This is a genomic window from Falsihalocynthiibacter sp. BN13B15 (assembly GCF_041205415.1).
Taxonomy (GTDB): Bacteria; Pseudomonadota; Alphaproteobacteria; order Rhodobacterales; family Rhodobacteraceae; genus Falsihalocynthiibacter; species Falsihalocynthiibacter arcticus.
This window is the reverse complement of sequence record NZ_JBGFCE010000010.1, coordinates 106284-122394: the sequence shown is the minus strand read 5'-3', so window position 1 is coordinate 122394 and position 16111 is coordinate 106284. Positions and strand designations below refer to the sequence as shown.

The 16111-nt window shown below is 55.2% G+C and carries 19 protein-coding genes; 14 read left to right on the top strand and 5 right to left on the bottom strand.

Features of this window, described 5'->3' with window-relative positions; all coding sequences use genetic code 11:
• Nucleotides 1-45: 45 nt before the first annotated feature.
• The 3 genes from rplI to rpsF are packed head-to-tail and all read right to left on the bottom strand — an operon-like array spanning nucleotide 46 to nucleotide 1285.
• Complete coding sequence (gene rplI, locus AB9F26_RS16100; RefSeq protein WP_335584273.1) at nucleotides 46-675, bottom strand: 50S ribosomal protein L9; 630 nt, start codon at nucleotides 673-675, stop codon at nucleotides 46-48.
• A 12-nt stretch (nucleotides 676-687) separates the two neighbouring features.
• Entirely contained in the window at nucleotides 688-915 is a 228-nt protein-coding gene (gene rpsR, locus AB9F26_RS16095) for a 30S ribosomal protein S18 (protein ID WP_039002053.1), read from the bottom strand.
• Between the two features lie 13 nt (nucleotides 916-928).
• Complete coding sequence (gene rpsF, locus AB9F26_RS16090) at nucleotides 929-1285, bottom strand: 30S ribosomal protein S6 (RefSeq protein ID WP_039002054.1); 357 nt, start codon at nucleotides 1283-1285, stop codon at nucleotides 929-931.
• A gap of 250 nt (nucleotides 1286-1535) precedes the next feature.
• On the opposite strand from rpsF, the gene AB9F26_RS16085 reads away from it, so the two are divergent.
• Complete coding sequence (locus AB9F26_RS16085; RefSeq protein WP_369768471.1) at nucleotides 1536-2195, top strand: hypothetical protein; 660 nt, start codon at nucleotides 1536-1538, stop codon at nucleotides 2193-2195.
• A gap of 146 nt (nucleotides 2196-2341) precedes the next feature.
• Nucleotides 2342-2932 (top strand): YceI family protein, encoded by a 591-nt coding sequence (locus tag AB9F26_RS16080; protein ID WP_369768470.1) that lies wholly within the window; start codon nucleotides 2342-2344, stop codon nucleotides 2930-2932.
• Between the two features lie 73 nt (nucleotides 2933-3005).
• Here the strand turns inward: AB9F26_RS16080 and AB9F26_RS16075 are convergent, their stop codons facing one another.
• Nucleotides 3006-4190, bottom strand: coding sequence for a cytochrome b/b6 domain-containing protein (locus AB9F26_RS16075; protein ID WP_369768469.1), 1185 nt, complete (start codon nucleotides 4188-4190; stop codon nucleotides 3006-3008).
• A 166-nt stretch (nucleotides 4191-4356) separates the two neighbouring features.
• On the opposite strand from AB9F26_RS16075, the gene fabD reads away from it, so the two are divergent.
• From fabD to AB9F26_RS16060, 3 genes are all read left to right on the top strand, one after another.
• The gene (fabD, locus tag AB9F26_RS16070) at nucleotides 4357-5295 is read left to right on the top strand and encodes an ACP S-malonyltransferase (protein ID WP_369768498.1); all 939 of its coding nucleotides are present in this window, start codon (nucleotides 4357-4359) and stop codon (nucleotides 5293-5295) included.
• 9 nt (nucleotides 5296-5304) lie between these two features.
• On the top strand, nucleotides 5305-6042 hold the full coding sequence (gene fabG / locus AB9F26_RS16065) for a 3-oxoacyl-[acyl-carrier-protein] reductase (protein ID WP_369768468.1): 738 nt from the start codon (nucleotides 5305-5307) through the stop codon (nucleotides 6040-6042).
• A 281-nt stretch (nucleotides 6043-6323) separates the two neighbouring features.
• Nucleotides 6324-6557, top strand: coding sequence for an acyl carrier protein (locus tag AB9F26_RS16060; RefSeq protein WP_039002057.1), 234 nt, complete (start codon nucleotides 6324-6326; stop codon nucleotides 6555-6557).
• 62 nt (nucleotides 6558-6619) lie between these two features.
• On the opposite strand, the gene AB9F26_RS16055 is transcribed toward AB9F26_RS16060, so the two are convergent.
• Nucleotides 6620-7492 carry an EamA family transporter gene (locus tag AB9F26_RS16055; RefSeq protein ID WP_369768467.1) on the bottom strand — a complete coding sequence of 291 codons (873 nt, stop codon included), beginning with the start codon at nucleotides 7490-7492 and terminating at the stop codon, nucleotides 6620-6622.
• A gap of 106 nt (nucleotides 7493-7598) precedes the next feature.
• On the opposite strand from AB9F26_RS16055, the gene AB9F26_RS16050 reads away from it, so the two are divergent.
• The 9 genes from AB9F26_RS16050 to AB9F26_RS16010 all read left to right on the top strand — a co-directional run bounded on the left by AB9F26_RS16050 (nucleotide 7599) and on the right by AB9F26_RS16010 (nucleotide 15961).
• Nucleotides 7599-8090, top strand: a complete 492-nt coding sequence (locus tag AB9F26_RS16050) for a MarR family winged helix-turn-helix transcriptional regulator (protein ID WP_369768466.1) — start codon at nucleotides 7599-7601, stop codon at nucleotides 8088-8090.
• Between the two features lie 148 nt (nucleotides 8091-8238).
• Nucleotides 8239-9501, top strand: coding sequence for a beta-ketoacyl-ACP synthase II (gene fabF, locus AB9F26_RS16045; protein ID WP_369768465.1), 1263 nt, complete (start codon nucleotides 8239-8241; stop codon nucleotides 9499-9501).
• Complete coding sequence (mltG, locus tag AB9F26_RS16040) at nucleotides 9501-10655, top strand: endolytic transglycosylase MltG (protein ID WP_335584266.1); 1155 nt, start codon at nucleotides 9501-9503, stop codon at nucleotides 10653-10655. The genes fabF and mltG overlap by 1 nt, the downstream gene beginning before the upstream one ends.
• A 282-nt stretch (nucleotides 10656-10937) precedes the next feature.
• A complete protein-coding gene (locus AB9F26_RS16035; RefSeq protein WP_039002062.1) occupies nucleotides 10938-11279 on the top strand; it encodes a hypothetical protein in 342 nt (113 codons plus the stop codon).
• Nucleotides 11182-12558 (top strand): DNA-packaging protein, encoded by a 1377-nt coding sequence (locus AB9F26_RS16030; protein WP_369768464.1) that lies wholly within the window; start codon nucleotides 11182-11184, stop codon nucleotides 12556-12558. Before AB9F26_RS16035 ends, AB9F26_RS16030 begins: the two co-directional genes overlap by 98 nt.
• Before the next feature lie 155 nt (nucleotides 12559-12713).
• Nucleotides 12714-13898, top strand: a complete 1185-nt coding sequence (locus tag AB9F26_RS16025; protein WP_369768463.1) for a phage portal protein — start codon at nucleotides 12714-12716, stop codon at nucleotides 13896-13898.
• Nucleotides 13895-14143, top strand: a complete 249-nt coding sequence (locus AB9F26_RS16020; RefSeq protein WP_335584262.1) for a hypothetical protein — start codon at nucleotides 13895-13897, stop codon at nucleotides 14141-14143. Before AB9F26_RS16025 ends, AB9F26_RS16020 begins: the two co-directional genes overlap by 4 nt.
• Nucleotides 14144-14154: 11 nt before the next feature.
• Complete coding sequence (locus AB9F26_RS16015) at nucleotides 14155-14724, top strand: HK97 family phage prohead protease (protein ID WP_369768461.1); 570 nt, start codon at nucleotides 14155-14157, stop codon at nucleotides 14722-14724.
• Between the two features lie 34 nt (nucleotides 14725-14758).
• Nucleotides 14759-15961: a phage major capsid protein gene (locus tag AB9F26_RS16010; RefSeq protein WP_335584260.1), complete on the top strand. Its 1203-nt coding sequence runs from the start codon at nucleotides 14759-14761 to the stop codon at nucleotides 15959-15961.
• Nucleotides 15962-16111 lie beyond the last annotated feature (150 nt).

Sequence of the window (16111 nt, the reverse complement as noted above, 5' to 3'; positions counted from 1 at the left end):
CGCAGAATGAACTGCGCGGCCTTTAAATTGCTGGGGAAGGGAAGCTTAAGCTTCGTCTTCGTCCGCAACTGCTTCTTCTTTAGCAGCAGGTGTATAGTCGTCGTCGCCAAATTCATCCGCAGCAGCGCCGATTTCGTCGAAGAGCTCGGCGATTTCGAATTCAGCTTCAGCTTCAGCTTGCGCTGCGAGCTCTTGGATGGATTTACCAGAGGCCTGTAGTTCAGCTTCTTCGTTGGAGCGTGCAACGTTCAATTCGATCGTCACAATAACTTCAGGGTGAAGTTTAACAGACATGTTGTGCAAGCCGAGTTCTTTGATCGGGGAGACCACAGAAATTTGCTTACGGTCGATTTCGAATCCACCAGCGGAAGCAACTTCGGAAGCGTCACGTGGTGTGACGGAACCGTAGAGCGAACCGGAGTCGGACGCGGAACGAATCACAACGAACTGTTGACCGTCAAGCTTGGCGCCGAGCGCTTCTGCTTCAGTTTTGGTCTCAAGGTTTGTGGCTTCGAGCTGGATTTTGCGCGCTTCAAAGGACTCGATGTTCGCTTTGGAAGCGGACAGTGCTTTGTGCTGTGGCAACAAATAGTTGCGCGCATAACCGGATTTTACATCTACAACATCGCCCATTTGGCCGAGTTTTGTAATGCGTTCAAGAAGGATAACTTTCATGATGTGCGCTCCTTACTTAACAGCGTAAGGAAGCAGAGCGAGAAAGCGTGCGCGTTTGATTGCACGGGCCAACTCACGCTGTTTCTTAGCCGAAACTGCGGTGATACGGGAAGGAACGATTTTGCCACGCTCAGAGATGTAGCGCTGCAGAAGACGTGTGTCTTTGTAATCGATCTTCGGAGCATCGTCGCCAGAGAATGGGCAAACTTTGCGGCGGCGGAAAAATGGTTTAGTAGCCATGGTTTAGCCTTCCTTACGTGCGCTCGCGACGACGGTCGCTGCGCTCTTCACGTTTTTGCATTTGAACCGAAGGACCTTCGGCGTGCTCGTCGACTTTGATAGTCAAAACGCGCATTACATCTTCGTGTAGACGCATCAGACGTTCCATCTCTTGGACGGCTGGGGAAGGGGCATCAGAGCGCAAAAAGGCATAGTGGCCTTTGCGGTTCTTGTTCACTTTGTATGCCATGGTTTTAACACCCCAATACTCGTGCTCAACGACTTTGCCGCCGTTGTCCGAGAGGATGGTGCTGAAATGTTCGATAAGGCCTTCGGCCTGCGTGTTGGACAAGTCCTGACGCGCAATAAAGACATGCTCGTATAGTGGCATGCGATCTCCGTTCATATGGGGCGCACTTCAAAGATCGGTCATTCCTTCTGCACCCGATCACGAGAGGTTGCGCTGTTAAAAATGCCGCAGAAGAAGGTGGCCTTATAGCAGGGTAATGAGGGGATGCAAGCCTGCAGGGTAAAGAGGAGCGCTATACAACTATCGCGGTATTAACCAACTGCTGACACAGTTCTGCCGTGTTTGGATTCGAGAATATTAAGCAAGCCTTAATACAAGACAGGAATGTACAATGATCAATCACATGTCAGACAAGAGCAAGTTAATTGCCGCTGCGGCGCGGTCCAAGAAATTTGCGATCCAAGCGACCTCGTGGGGATATGCCGTGCGGATGCCGGGCAATACCGGATTTTGGGCGCGGTTTGCGCAGGCATTGGCGGGGGGCGTCGCCCTTGTTTCCATCGGAATCGCCGTTGGAATGTGGGTTATGCCGGGGTCCGAAATGGGGGCCGATATCGCGTTGTTTAAAGCGGCGCTCTCTGGGGTGCTTGTGCTGACGGGTCTCTTGGCGCTTTGGTTTGCGGTGCAAGGCACCACCTACGAGTTACAGGTGGACAGTGTGAAGCGCGAGTTGCGCGAAGTTTTGCGCAACAAAAAGGGGCAAAACCTCGTTTTGCGGCGGATGCCTTTTAACGATATTCGCAGCGTGATCCTGTCGCGCGATCCACAGCGCAATTTGCCCGGTTATGCGCGCCTTATGTTGCGCCACAAAACGCAGGGGCATTGCATTGATCTGGTGACAGATAAGGACGACCGCCTTGAAGCGCTGCGCGAGGTTTTGGCGCGCGATATCCTCATGGGCGAGGCTGAAATGGCGAAAGCATCGGTCGTTACGCCGCGACGTGGTGCGATAGTGCGTCATGAACGCGAAATGCCGATCCCAGCACAATAGGGGCGCGTCAAACTCTGTGCAATCGGTTTTCCGCCGCAAAACTGTGCGCAAGTGCACAGACCCTGTGGAGGGAACGTGGGTTGAGAAATATGCCATCAATGAACATCTAAGCTCCATCAGACATTCAATCTTTTGGAGCTTTAATAATGTTTACCACTACCCTGAAGTCCGCCGTCGTTGCCCTTGCTTTTGCAGGCGTTTCCTCCGCAGCAGTTGCCGCACCTGTTGCTTATAAATTCGACCCTAGCCACAGCCAGATCGTTTTCAAAATCAACCATCTCGGCCTTTCTACAACCACGGCCATGTTCTCGGGTTTTGACGGAAACATCCAGTTCGACCAAGAAGACCCCGCAGCAAGTTCGGTTGAGGTGTCCTTCCCTGTAACGACTTTGTTGACAGGCTGGGAAGCGCGCTATGACCATTTCATGTCGCCAGATATGTTCAACGCATCGGAAAATTCGGATGTGACGTTTGTGTCCACAAACATTGAAGTTACAGACGACACCAACGCGAAAATTTCGGGTGACTTGACGATCAATGGCATTACCAAACCCGTCGTTTTGGATGCGGTTTTGAACGCGGCAATGGAAGAGCACCCTATGGCTAAAACGCCTTGGGCTGGATTTGATGCGACAGCAACGGTTCTGCGCAGCGAATTCGGACTTGGCGCCTTTGTTCCCTTCGTGGGCGACGAAGTTGAAATCGCGATCTCTGTTGAGGCGATGCAAGCCGAATAAGTTTTCTACACCTCACAGAAAAGGGGCCTCGCAGCGATGCGAGGCCCCTTTTTTGTTGTTGCTTTTGTTGTCGCTACTTGAAGGCGACCAAATCTACCTTGAGGTCGACGTCAAAGCCGAGGCTGCTTTCGTCGGGCATGGCCGCTCCGATGCTATAATCCAGACGCGCCAGCGAGGCCGCACCCGCCATTGTCGCAACATCATCCTCGATGCTGAGGGTGAACGGCAGGGTTAATGGCAAGGTTGTGCCTTTAAGAGTGAGGGTCCCGCGCGCCTCATACGTGTCGCCCGTTGCGAATATATCGGCGGCGTAAACGGCGGTCGGGTGGGTGGATACGTCAAAGAAGTCTGGCCCCATGGCTTGATCTGTGACGGAGCCAAGGGTGAAGGAGGCGATGGCGACGGTTACTTCGACGTGGCCCTTCTTGTCGCCCTCCAAAGTGGGATCGAAGGCAATATCGGCAGTCCAATCGGCGAAGCTGCCAGTGACGGCGCTGCCCAATTGTTGCACGGTGACGGCCATGGTGCCGCTTTCCACGGTCCAGTCGCTTTGCACGTCTGCGAGGTTGGTTTGCGCGGCGGCAGGGGTTTGCAGACCCAAAAATGTGCCCACCCCTATGGCGACACCATAGAGAGCCACTGCAATCACCAGCGGGGTTTTGCTGTGGCGTTGCTGTGGCAGGGTCGGGGTGCTCATTTTTCCGGGAAGCATGCGTTTGAGCGTGGAGTCGCGATCAATAAAGGCGTGTTTCAGGGCTCCTGCGACGTGCAGAATAAGGGAGGCGAGAAGTAGCTTAGTGAACACTCCGTGCCAGCCAGACGTAATATGCGAGAACAATTCAGATTTGGGGAGTTCGGGGAGGATCGCGCTAAAGGGCCACAGGATCGGCGCGCTAAAGGCCGCGGTGGAGTGGTGAAGCCAGCCCGACAGGGGCACAAGAACGAGGGAGAAATACAGCAGCCAATGCACGGCCTCAGCGGCCGTGGCCTCGGCGGGTTTGTCGGTATTCAGCAGGCCGGGTTTGGGTTGGGTCGTTGCCCAAAGAATGCGCAGGACGGCCACAAAAAACAGAGTGATGCCGACGGTTTTATGCACACTAAAGAGCCACGCTTTTTGCGCGACCTCGTCGCTCGTTGCCATTGGGAAGTCGTTTGCGATCATGCCAAGGGGGAACGCGGTGAAAATAAGAAGGGCGGTGAGCCAGTGAAAGGTTTTGGTGACGCTGCCATAAAGGGCGGGCGAATTGGTGAGGGCCATGTTTTGCTCCGAAATTGGTTGCGCAAACTATAGGTGCGTGGGGGTGGCAAGCAAAGGCGTGAATACGTGCAGGTACACACAAGTATTGCGCGCGGTTGCAAAGGCGAACATTGCGAAAAGCTGCGCAGCGTTGTATTTGAAAAGAAAACTATAAAAAGGAAGCGGTATCATGCGCGCATTTGTATTTCCGGGGCAGGGCGCCCAAACAATTGGCATGGGGAAGGCTCTTGCAGAAGCTTATCCTGCGTCCAAGGCAGTATTTGACGAGGTCAACGAGGCGCTTGGCGAGAATTTGAGCGGGATGATTTGGGACGGTGATATTGCCGATCTGACCCTGACGCAAAACGCACAGCCCGCGTTGATGGCCACCTCGATTGCCGCGTTGCGCGCGCTTGAGGCCGAAGGTGTTTTGGTGACGGATGCGGCATTTGTCGCGGGGCACAGCCTTGGCGAATATTCAGCACTGACGGCGGTGGGTGCGTTGTCACTCGCGGACACTGCGCGCCTTTTGCGTATCCGTGGTGCGGCCATGCAAAAGGCGGTTCCGGTAGGTATTGGCGCGATGGCGGCCTTGTTGGGGCTTGATTTTGCTACTGCAAAAGAGGTTGCCGAGGAGGCTGCACAGGGGCAGATTTGTCAGGCGGCCAATGATAATGATCCTTCGCAAGTTGTGGTTTCAGGCAACAAAGAGGCCGTTGAACGCGCGATTGAGATTGCGAAAGCCCGTGGCGCAAAACGTGCGATTTTGCTCCCTGTAAGTGCGCCGTTCCATTGCGCGTTGATGGAGCCTGCCGCGCAAATCATGGCGCAGGCTTTGGCAGATGTGGAGATCAAGGCGCCGTCTGTTGCACTGATTTCCAATGTGCGCGCCGAAGCGACAACGTCGCCGAGTGAGATCCGCGACTTGCTGGTTGCTCAGGTCACGGGCTCAGTGCGGTGGCGCGAATCTGTGGAGTATATGGCAGGCCAAGGGGTGACTGAGGTCTGGGAAATTGGCGCGGGAAAAGCCCTCGCGGGGATGATCCGCCGAATTAACAAAGACGTGGTTTGTCGCGCTGTGGGCACGCCCGAGGACGTCCTTGCGGCAGTTGAAAGCACGAAATAAGGAATGCAAATGTTTGATCTTACAGGGAAATGCGCGCTGATTACGGGTGCGTCTGGTGGTATTGGCGGCGAAATTGCGCGGGCCTTGCATGGTGCGGGCGCAACGGTGGCCCTTTCGGGAACACGGGTTGAGCCGCTTGAGGCACTGGCGGCAGAATTGGGCGAGCGGACGCATGTTTTGCCTTGTAACTTGAGTGACGCGGCGGCCGTGGATGCGCTTCCTAAAGAAGCGATTGCCGCTATGGGCACCGTTGATATTTTGGTGAACAATGCAGGGATCACCCGCGATCAGCTGTTTATGCGGATGTCGGATGAGGAATGGTCCTCGGTGATTGACGTGAACCTGACGTCAACAATGCGCCTGTGTCGTGGCGTGATGCGCCCGATGATGAAGGCGCGTTGGGGGCGGATTATTAATATATCAAGCATCGTTGGCGCGACGGGCAATCCCGGCCAAGCCAATTATGCCGCGTCCAAAGCAGGGATGGTCGGGATGACCAAATCGATTGCCTATGAAGTTGCGTCGCGCGGAATCACCGCCAATGCTGTGGCTCCCGGTTTTATTGCGACGCCGATGACGGACAAGCTAACGGATGATCAAAAAGATAAGATCAACGTGCAGATTCCTGCCGGTCGGATGGGAACACCCGCCGAAATCGCCGCAGCCGTTGTATATCTGGCCAGCCCAGAGGCCGCATATGTGACGGGAACCACGTTACATGTGAATGGCGGCATGGCGATGCTCTAGGGCTTAAAAGTGTGGGCATGCCTTAATTTAGGGGATGCCCCGCAACTATTTTTAGAATAGGGTCCGAGTGAGAAAATAATTTGCGCTCTTGATCCTTAAGAATGTATATCTATCTTCTGGAAAGCGTTTGCCTTGGCGGATTGATATGCTAAAGGAAGCGCAGAAGAACCGACAGCGGAATAAGCGTTTGCCGGATTTCCTGCGTTAGCAGGGCTTAAGTCGCCCACTCTGGGCAGGAAAGAAACGGGTGGTAGCACCCTACACTAGAATGAGGAAATAATATGAGCGACATCGCAAATCGCGTTAAAAAGATCGTCGTAGAGCACCTTGGTGTAGAAGAAGAGAAAGTCGTTGAAAACGCTTCCTTCATCGACGATTTGGGCGCAGACAGCCTTGATACAGTTGAATTGGTTATGGCGTTTGAAGAAGAGTTCGGCATCGAGATCCCTGACGACGCTGCAGAAACTATTCAAACTTTCGGCGACGCGACGAAGTTCATCACAGAAGCTTCCTAAGCCTCTCACAGAATTTTTAGCTATAACGGCGCTCCCTTAATGGGGGGCGCCGTTTTTCGTTATTATGCTTTCTCAGCAGTCGGTTGGGGGTTTTTCCCCTTGGTTTGAGCCAGCCAGACGGCCCAGAGGGTTATAATCGCGCCGCCGATTTGGAGGGGGGAGAGCGTCTCACCTGCAAAGGTCCAGCCAACAAGTACCGCAGTGATAGGGCTAAGGAGGCCGAGGGCCGAGATGATTTCCGTGTCCTGTGTTGCAAGCCCGCGAAACCAAAGGAAGACCGCGCCTGCCGTGCCGAATCCGGCTAGATAGGCGAGGGCGAGCCAGTTTTGCGCGGTAAAACTGGGCATTGGTGGCTCGAAAACAGCAGCGAGAGCCGCGATCATGAGGCCTCCGGCGATAAGTTGCCAACTGACGAACCCCACAAGCGAGACTGGCGGCGTCCAGCGGCGGGTGAGGACATTGCCCAAAGCCATGGAAGCGGCGGCTACGATCCCCGCCAGAATGCCGAGGGGATCAAGCGTTGCGGCGGGGGTGAGAACCAAGACCGCGATGCCGAACGCGCCAAGGCTGGCAGCAAAAAAGGAACGCGGGCGAATGCGGCGATGCAGGACGATTCTGACGAGGAAGACGACCATAAGAGGCTGAAGCGCACCCAATGTTGCGGCGACACCGCCGGGGAGGGCATAGGCGGCATAGAATAAAAACGTCCAGAAAATGGCGAAATTTAGCGCACCTAGAATGGTCGCGCGCAGCCACCAGATGCCGTGGGGGATTTCGCGCGAAAAGAGCCATAGCACAAGGCCCGCAGGTAGGGCCCGCCACGCCGCCATACCCATCGGATGGTCGGGCGGCAGAAAATCTTTGAGCACGATATAGGTCGTGCCCCATAGGATGGGCGCAAGGGCGGCGAGATAGAGGGTCGATTTGGAAGACATGGGGTTTGTCCTTTCGTCTTGACGTCAAGATAAATGGTTGACCAGTTATTGCAAGGTGTATTTCCTTTATTCTTGACGTGAAGATAAAAACCAGCATCCTGTGTGTATGGATCATGTTGACAAAATTGTTGCGCAGTGGACGCAGGAGCGGCCCGAACTTGATGTCGGGCCGATGGAGGTTATTGGCCGCATTGTGCGTTTGGCCAATGTGTTGAACCAAGAGATGGAACGGGTTTTTGAACGTCATGATTTAACGGCTGCGAGCTTTGATGTACTCGCCACGTTGCGCCGCTCGGGCGCGCCGTTTTCGCTCTCGCCGGGGGCGTTGATTGGCAGCACGATGGTGACGTCTGGCACGATGACCAATCGGATTGATCGGTTGGTGACGGCGGGGCTGGTGGAACGGCGGGGCAATCCAAAGGACAAGCGTGGTTTTTTGATTTGCCTGACGGCGGCGGGGCACGCGCTGATTGATCGCGTGGTGGAGGATCATGTGGCGCGTCAGGCCGAGTTGGTTGGGGCACTGAGCGAAGAGGAACGCGAGGTTTTGGTCAAAATTACGCGAAATCTGACGGACGCGATTGCCGCTTTGCCTTAATAAATATTGACGCGAAAATAGGGGGTAAGCCGGTTTGGAGGACGAAAACGGGGGGATTTTATCCCCTAGGGTTGTTTCTTTACCTTGCTCCTTAGGGGGAGAGCACGATATCAAGCAAGGAACAAAAGTTTAAGGCGGGAGAAACGCTATGCGTCGAGTAGTTGTCACAGGTTTGGGAATGGTCACACCATTGGCCGACGGTGTTGAAGAAACATGGAGCCGTCTGATCGCCGGAGAATCTGGGGCAGGGACGATCACGCGGTTTAATCCCGAACGTGTTGCCACCAAATATGCCTGCGAAATCCCCTTAGGGGACGGTAGCAATGGCACGTTTAACCCCGATAAATACATGGAGCCCAAAGACCGCCGTAAAGTCGATGATTTCATCCTTTATGCGATGGCGGCTGCGACCCAAGCGGTTGAAGATTCAGGCTGGATTCCGGAAGACGAAGAAAGCAAATGCCGCACGGGTGTGATGATTGGCTCGGGCATTGGCGGGTTGTCGTCGATTGCGGAAACCGCGCTTGTTTTGGCGGAAAAAGGCCCGCGCCGTGTGTCGCCGTTCTTTATTCCGGGTGCATTGATCAATCTTGCGTCGGGCCAAGTGAGTATAAGATACGGCTTTAAAGGCCCCAACCACGCGGTTGTGACGGCGTGCTCGACGGGCGCGCATGCCATTGGCGACGCGGCGCGTTTGATCATGTTGGACGATGCGGATGTGATGGTCGCGGGGGGGGCAGAGAGCCCAATTTCCGAGATTGGCATCGCGGGCTTTAATGCCTGTAAGGCGTTGTCGACTTCGCGTGGGGACGATCCCAAAACGGCGAGCCGTCCTTATGATCGTGATCGCGATGGATTCGTGATGGGCGAGGGGGCTGGTGTTGTTGTTCTGGAAGAATACGAGCATGCAAAAGCCCGTGGTGCGAAGATTTACGGCGAAGTTTTGGGCTATGGCCTGTCGGGGGATGCGTATCACATTACGGCCCCTGCGAGTGACGGGGATGGCGGTTATCGTTCCATGGCGGCGGCGATCAAGCGGGCGGGGATTACCCCCGCGGATATTGATTATATCAACGCACATGGCACCTCTACGATGGCCGACACGATTGAACTCGGCGCGGTGGAACGCTTGATGGGGGATGCTGCAGATACGGCAACGATGTCCTCTACAAAATCGGCAACGGGGCACCTTTTGGGGGCTGCGGGGGCGATTGAGGCGATCTTCTGTATTCTGGCGATCCGTGACCAAGTTGCACCGCCAACGCTCAACCTTGAGAACCCTGATGTGACGCCACGCCTTGATCTGGCGCCGCTCAAAGCGGTGAAACGTAAAATTGACGTCGCGCTGTCCAACTCCTTTGGGTTTGGTGGCACAAATGCGAGCGTTATCTTTGGTAAGGTAAAAGACTAATGTGGAAAAATCTGGCCTCAAGCGCCCTGACTTTCCTGGTGCTTATTTTGTTTTGCTTCGGCGGCGTCGCGATGTGGGCGACCAAGCAATATGAAGCCCAAGGCCCGCTTGAAACCGCGATCTGCTTGAAGGTGGATTCGGGATTTAAAATGGGGACCGTGGCCGATATTTTGGAAAAAGAGGCGGCAATCACCAACGGGTATATTTTCCGTGTTGGCGTTAATTATTCCGACAAGGCTGCCGCTCTTAAGGCGGGGAGCTTTTTGGTGCCCGCTGGAACCTCGATGGAAGGCATTGTTGATATCGTAACGGGCAATGGTCGCTCTACTTGTGGGTCGGAAATTGTCTATAGAATCGGTGTGTTACGCAGCGAAGTTCAACTAAGGGAGCTTGACCCTGCGACCAATCGATTTGAAGAAAAATTCGCTTTTGATCCGGTCGCGGACGCGGTGCCAGAAGGGTTTGAGGAGGCGCGGCAGAATGCAGATTTGCGGTACCGAGTTGCCCTTGCTGAAGGGGCCACAAGTTGGCAGGTTGTTGAGGCGCTGAAGGCGGCGGATTTCTTGACGGGTGATGTTGATGAAATTCCAGCAGAAGGATGGCTGGCACCGGGGAGTTACGAAGTGGCGTCCGGCGAGACGCGCGCAGAATTACTGGCGGAGATGAAAGATCGGCAGGCCGCGGATTTGCAGGAAGCGTGGTCCAACCGCGCCGCAGATCTTCCGATTGAGACAATGGAGGAAGCGCTTGTTCTCGCGTCGATAATTGAGAAAGAAACGGGGATTGCGGAAGAACGTGGGCAGGTTGCCAGCGTTTTTGTGAACCGCTTGAACCAAGGGATGCTTTTGCAAACGGACCCGACAGTCGTTTATGGCGTGACGGAAGGTAAAGGCGCGTTGGGACGCGGGTTGCGGCAGAGTGAGTTGCGCGGAGATACGCCGTGGAACACCTATGTTCACGCGGGCCTACCACCGACACCCATTGCCAATCCAGGGAAGGCGGCACTCCAAGCTGCGGTCAACCCAGACAGCACGAAGTACGTATTCTTTGTGGCGGACGGGACGGGCGGACATGCCTTTGCCACGACGCTTAAGGAGCACAATGACAACGTAGCCATTTGGCGCAAAATCGAAGCTGAGACACCCGAAAATTAGGGGTTTCAGCGGCAGGAAATGAAGGAAAAGGCGTCCGCTTCGGGCGCCTTTTTTGTGCGCGTTTGCGACAGGTTTCCCTTTGTTTTTTGGGAGTTGCGTGGGGGTGCGTTCGGTGGGTGTTGCCGCGCAACACTTCGAAATCATTGATTTTTTGGCCCTGATGTGTCAATTTACAGGTCGAGCTAGAAGGGATGTGACCCCGTTAAAAGCGCCATTTTAGAGCGCTAGATTGAGCCACATTTCTCTCGTGCGGGCAAAGCATGAGAGGCGGACAATAGGAATATGACACTTATTACACCCATTGAGGATATTGGCAGTGCCGAAAGCTTGCTTTTGGTGGCCGAAAAACAGGTTCAACGTTTGATCGGTGCCGTCGAAGGCGTCTTGCAAACAAATGAAACAAGCCAAGATTTGGACACGAAGGAGGCCGTTGCGCTTTCGAAGGATTTGTCCAAAGCCTTGCAAACTCTATTTGAGGAAAGGTCGCGTGTTGAAAAACTTCGCAAACAAAAGTCCGGAATTGTCCATGACTTCGCGCTCGACTTTGACCGAGCACGCCTTGACATCGGGAGCCGCTTGGCTCGCTTGCGCAGAGCAAACAATACAGGAGACGTTTCTGAATGAATTAGGGGACGAGTCGCTTTTGGCTCTGCCTTGGTTGTTTGAATTTTGGGCCCTACCGCACCAACTCCCGCCGACAGGCGATTGGCGCACCTGGGTGATTATGGGAGGGCGTGGTGCGGGTAAAACCCGTGCTGGTGCCGAGTGGATACGGTCGGAGGTAGAGGGGGCGCGCCCCCTCGATCCGGGTCGCTCGCGTCGTGTGGCGCTCGTTGGGGAAACGATTGATCAAGTGCGCGAAGTTATGGTTTTTGGCGAGAGCGGCATTTTGGCGTGTTCTCCGCCAGATCGTCGGCCCGAGTGGCAAGCCAGCCGGAAGCGTTTGGTTTGGCCGAATGGGGCGATTGCCCAGATTTTTTCGGCCCATGATCCAGAGAGCCTGCGCGGGCCGCAGTTTGATGCGGCTTGGGTGGACGAGCTGGCGAAATGGAAGCGCGCCGAAGAGGCGTGGGATATGCTGCAATTCGGGCTGCGCCTTGGGGATATGCCACGCCAATGCGTGACAACAACCCCGCGTAATATATCGATTTTAAAAGGCATTTTAGGGAATAAGTCGACGGTTGTGACACAAGCGCCAACCGAAGCAAATCGCGCCTATTTGGCGGCGAGTTTCCTTGAAGAAGTGCGTGCGCGGTATGCGGGCACCCGTTTGGGGCGGCAGGAATTGGACGGTGTTTTACTGGAAGACACTCAGGGTGCGATGTGGACGCTTGGGACGTTGGATCAGGCGCGGGTCAATGAGGCCGACAATTTAACACGCATCGTTGTGGCGGTTGATCCGCCTGTGACGGGCCATAAAGGGTCCGACGAATGTGGGATTTTAGTGGTGGGCGCGCGCACTGTGGGCGAACCCAAAGACTGGTATGCCGTTGTGTTGGAAGACGCGACGATCAGCGGGGCCGCGCCCAGCGTTTGGGCGCAAGCCGCACTAGATGCGATGGAGCGCCACGGTGCCGATTGTTTGGTCGCCGAGGTTAATCAAGGCGGTGATTTGGTGGAATCGGTGATCCGACAGTTGGACCCGATGGTGAGTTACAAAGCGGTGCGGGCGAGCAAGGGGAAAGCGGCGCGGGCCGAGCCTGTGGCGGCATTATATGCCCAAGGTCGCGTGCACCATTTGGGGGCGTTCACAGCGCTTGAGGATCAGATGTGTCGCATGACGCAGCAAGGGTATGAGGGCAAGGGCAGCCCCGACCGTGTGGACGCGCTTGTTTGGGCGATCACCAATCTTTTGATCACCCCAAACAAGATGGCGCAACGCCCCCGCGTACGCACCCTTTAAGCGTTCTTTAGGGACTTGTGAGAGAGTGGTTTCAACGAGAATGGAACCAAAAACATCCCTTCTTATTCATATGTGTCAATAGGTTACCCGATTGGGAATTCTGATGGCCCGCCCGGTGGGTGTTCTTTTAGGCGAAGAAACAGGAGCTTCTTCACATGGTATTTGATTTCCTAAAACGCGGCGGGACGGTTGCGGCAACTGGCCCAACTGCCACCAAGGCTTCCGCCACGGGGCCAGTGGTTGCGTATCATGGTTCCGGGCGTGTGGCATGGAGCCCGCGCGACGTTGTTTCCCTCACCAAAACGGGGTTTTCGAATAATCCTGTGGGGTTTCGGTCGGTCAAGATGATCGCGGAGGCGGCGGCGGCATTGCCACTGGTGCTTCAGGATCGGGAACGTCGGTATGAGGATCACCCGATTCTTTCGTTGATTGCATCTCCAAACGGGGCGCAGGGACGGGCGGAATTGTTTGAAAACCTGTATGGGCAGTTGTTGCTGACGGGGAATGGGTATCTTGAGGCTGTTGCGGCGGAGGAGGGGCTTCCTTTGGAGCTTCATGTTTTGCGCAGCGACCGGATGAGCCTTGTTCCGGGGGCGGATGGCTGGCCGATTGCGTATGAATATGCCGTGGGGGGGCGCAAGCATCGGTTTGATGTTTCTGGTCATGTTAGCCCGATTTGCCACGTAAAAAGCTTTCATCCGCATGACGATCACTATGGTTTGAGCCCGATGCAAGCGGCCGCAAGCGCGATTGATGTGCACAATGCGGCAAGTCGTTGGAGCAAGGGTTTGCTGGACAATGCGGCGCGTCCGTCGGGGGCGATTATCTACAAGGGTCCCGATGGCGCGAGCATGTCGAACGACCAATACGAGCGCTTGCAGGACGAAATGTCGAGCTATCATCAGGGGGCCGCGAACGCGGGTCGACCGATGTTGCTTGAGGGTGGTTTGGACTGGAAACCGATGGGCTTCTCACCGTCGGACATGGAGTTCCAAAAGACCAAAGAGGCCGCTGCGCGCGAGATTTCCGTGGCCTTTGGGGTGCCGCCGATGTTGTTGGGTATTCCGGGCGACGCGACCTATGCGAATTACCAAGAAGCCAATCGCGCGTTTTACCGGCTGACGGTTGTGCCGCTGGCGACACGGGTTGCGGCAAGTATTGCGGAGTGGTTGAGCCGCTATAGCGGCGAGAAAGTCGAGCTGAAACCGGATCTGGATCAAGTCTCGGCGCTGTCGTCGGAACGCGACAACCAGTGGCGGCGGGTCAGTGATGCAAGCTTCCTGACGGATACCGAAAAGCGCGCCATTCTTGGGCTGCCCAAACTCTCGGAGGACGAATGAGCGAACAGCCACATCATGTTGGTGGGTCGCGGTACCTTTATGAAGGGTTTGATGCCGCGGCGGCACGAATAGACGCGAATGAGCGGGTAACAAAGTTGCAGTTTCAAGCTTTAGATCAACGGCTTAGTCGCATTGAACAGGCGCTTGAACGGTTGGAACGACGCCTTTGGTTGGCGGTTTACGGTGTGGTCGGGGTGATCCTTGCCCAAGGGATTATTTCCCTGATGGAAATGGCACCGAAATGAGGAAAAATGACATGACTTCACAGGAATTAGAAACGGGCCTTGAGCGAAAATTCTGTCGTTTCGAGGACGGGGTGACGATTACGGATGGCATTAAGATCGAAGGCTATGCGAGTCTTTTTGGCAAAAGCGATCAGAGCGGCGACGTGGTTGCAAAAGGAGCTTATGAACGCTCGCTTGCGCATCTCGCGGCAAAAGGGCGGAGTGTGAAAATGCTCTGGCAACACGATCCCGCCCAGCCAATTGGCCTTTGGGACGAGGTGCGTGAAGACGCAAAAGGCCTCTATGTGAAGGGCCGGTTGCTTGAAGAAGTGGAAAAGGGACGCGAAGCGGCCGCGCTGATTAAAGCGGGCGCGATCGACGGGCTTTCCATTGGGTACCGTACCAAGAAAGCGGCAAAAGATGACAAGGGCCAGCGGCTCTTAACGGAATTGGAATTATGGGAGGTGTCCCTTGTGACATTCCCCATGCTTCCAGACGCGCGGGTCGGCGCAAAAGGGGCAACCCCCTTTGAAAGCGACCTCATGCGGGATTTGGCGGGAGTGCTAAATGACGCTCGCTACATGCTGGCCAACGATAGCTGAGCCAGCGATCTAACCTCTCAAACAGGATTGTTTAATGAGCAAAAACGAGACAAGGGCTCGGGCCGGGACAGCTGTGTCTGACGGTCTGTCGCCGACCGCGGAGGTAAAGACCGCGCTGACCGGCTTCGTGAGCGATATCAAAGAGTTAAATAACGAAACCAAATCACAAGTTAAATTACAGGAAGAGCGACTTACCATGCTGGAACGTAAATATATGACTGCCCAACGCCCTGCTTTGTCGGCTCATGCCGATACATCTGCGCCCCATCAAAAAGCCTTCGACGCCTATTTGCGCGTTGGGGATGATGATGCGCTTCGCGGGTTGGTCCTTGAAGGGAAATCCATGAATACGGCAGTGTCTGCCGAAGGTGGCTACCTTGTGGATCCCAAAACCTCCGAGACCATCAAAGGCGTGCTGTATACCACGGCGTCGATCCGTTCGATTGCATCGGTTGTTGAGGTCGAAGCGACGTCCTATGACGTGATTGTGGACCACACAGAAGTCGGCACGGGTTGGGCGAATGAAGTTGGTCCGATGTCTGAAACGTCTTCTCCGACGTTTGACCGGATTGCTATTCCGCTTCATGAGTTGTCAGCCCTGCCAAAAGCCTCGCAACGCCTTTTGGATGACGCGGCCTTTGATATCGAGAGCTGGCTTGCGGGCCGGATTGCGGACAAGTTTGCCCGTGCTGAGGCGGCGGCGTTTATCAATGGCGATGGTGTTGACAAGCCTACGGGTTTCTTGACCAAAACCGACGTTGCAAATGCGTCATGGACGTGGGGCAAGCTTGGCTATGTTGCCACGGGCCAGGATGGTGATTTTGCTTCCGTAAATGCTTCGGATTCCATCGTTGATTTGGTCTATGCGCTTGGGGCCGAATATCGCGCCAATGCGACCTTCGTGATGAATTCCAAGACGGCAGGTGCGGTGCGCAAAATGAAGGACGCCGATGGCCGTTTCCTTTGGAGCGATGGCCTTCAAGCCGGCGAACCTGCGCGTCTTATGGGGTATCCTGTGATGATTGCCGAAGACATGCCTGACATTGCTTTGGGAGCGAATGCGATTGCATTTGGCGACTTCTCCAATGGCTATACCATCGCCGAACGCCCCGATTTGCGCGTGTTGCGCGATCCGTTCTCTGCCAAACCAAACGTTCTGTTCTATGCGACGAAACGTGTGGGCGGCGACGTGAGCGACTTTGCGGCGATCAAGGTTCTGAAATTCTCCGTGAGCTAAGGCTTGTGGTGAATGATCCCTCCCTTTTTTAGGGAGGGATGCTGGGGCGCGCATCTTATGGGCCGTGTTGTCTAGCTGCTCCCCTCCGTCCGAGCGACACGGTAGGTGCGCGCCCTTTGAAACGGGCTGAGGGGAGCGCCATTTTGCACC

Bases quoted from the DNA above. Each gene is read 5' to 3' on its own strand.
- rplI (WP_335584273.1), bottom strand. From the start codon at position 675: ATGAAAGTTATCCTTCTTGAACGCATTACAAAACTCGGCCAAATGGGC.
- rpsR (WP_039002053.1), bottom strand. From the start codon at position 915: ATGGCTACTAAACCATTTTTCCGCCGCCGCAAAGTTTGCCCATTCTCT.
- rpsF (WP_039002054.1), bottom strand. From the start codon at position 1,285: ATGCCACTATACGAGCATGTCTTTATTGCGCGTCAGGACTTGTCCAAC.
- AB9F26_RS16085 (WP_369768471.1), top strand. From the start codon at position 1,536: ATGATCAATCACATGTCAGACAAGAGCAAGTTAATTGCCGCTGCGGCG.
- AB9F26_RS16080 (WP_369768470.1), top strand. From the start codon at position 2,342: ATGTTTACCACTACCCTGAAGTCCGCCGTCGTTGCCCTTGCTTTTGCA.
- AB9F26_RS16075 (WP_369768469.1), bottom strand. From the start codon at position 4,190: ATGGCCCTCACCAATTCGCCCGCCCTTTATGGCAGCGTCACCAAAACC.
- fabG (WP_369768468.1), top strand. From the start codon at position 5,305: ATGTTTGATCTTACAGGGAAATGCGCGCTGATTACGGGTGCGTCTGGT.
- AB9F26_RS16060 (WP_039002057.1), top strand. From the start codon at position 6,324: ATGAGCGACATCGCAAATCGCGTTAAAAAGATCGTCGTAGAGCACCTT.
- AB9F26_RS16055 (WP_369768467.1), bottom strand. From the start codon at position 7,492: ATGTCTTCCAAATCGACCCTCTATCTCGCCGCCCTTGCGCCCATCCTA.
- AB9F26_RS16050 (WP_369768466.1), top strand. From the start codon at position 7,599: ATGGATCATGTTGACAAAATTGTTGCGCAGTGGACGCAGGAGCGGCCC.
- fabF (WP_369768465.1), top strand. From the start codon at position 8,239: ATGCGTCGAGTAGTTGTCACAGGTTTGGGAATGGTCACACCATTGGCC.
- mltG (WP_335584266.1), top strand. From the start codon at position 9,501: ATGTGGAAAAATCTGGCCTCAAGCGCCCTGACTTTCCTGGTGCTTATT.
- AB9F26_RS16035 (WP_039002062.1), top strand. From the start codon at position 10,938: ATGACACTTATTACACCCATTGAGGATATTGGCAGTGCCGAAAGCTTG.
- AB9F26_RS16030 (WP_369768464.1), top strand. From the start codon at position 11,182: ATGACTTCGCGCTCGACTTTGACCGAGCACGCCTTGACATCGGGAGCC.
- AB9F26_RS16025 (WP_369768463.1), top strand. From the start codon at position 12,714: ATGGTATTTGATTTCCTAAAACGCGGCGGGACGGTTGCGGCAACTGGC.
- AB9F26_RS16020 (WP_335584262.1), top strand. From the start codon at position 13,895: ATGAGCGAACAGCCACATCATGTTGGTGGGTCGCGGTACCTTTATGAA.
- AB9F26_RS16015 (WP_369768461.1), top strand. From the start codon at position 14,155: ATGACTTCACAGGAATTAGAAACGGGCCTTGAGCGAAAATTCTGTCGT.
- AB9F26_RS16010 (WP_335584260.1), top strand. From the start codon at position 14,759: ATGAGCAAAAACGAGACAAGGGCTCGGGCCGGGACAGCTGTGTCTGAC.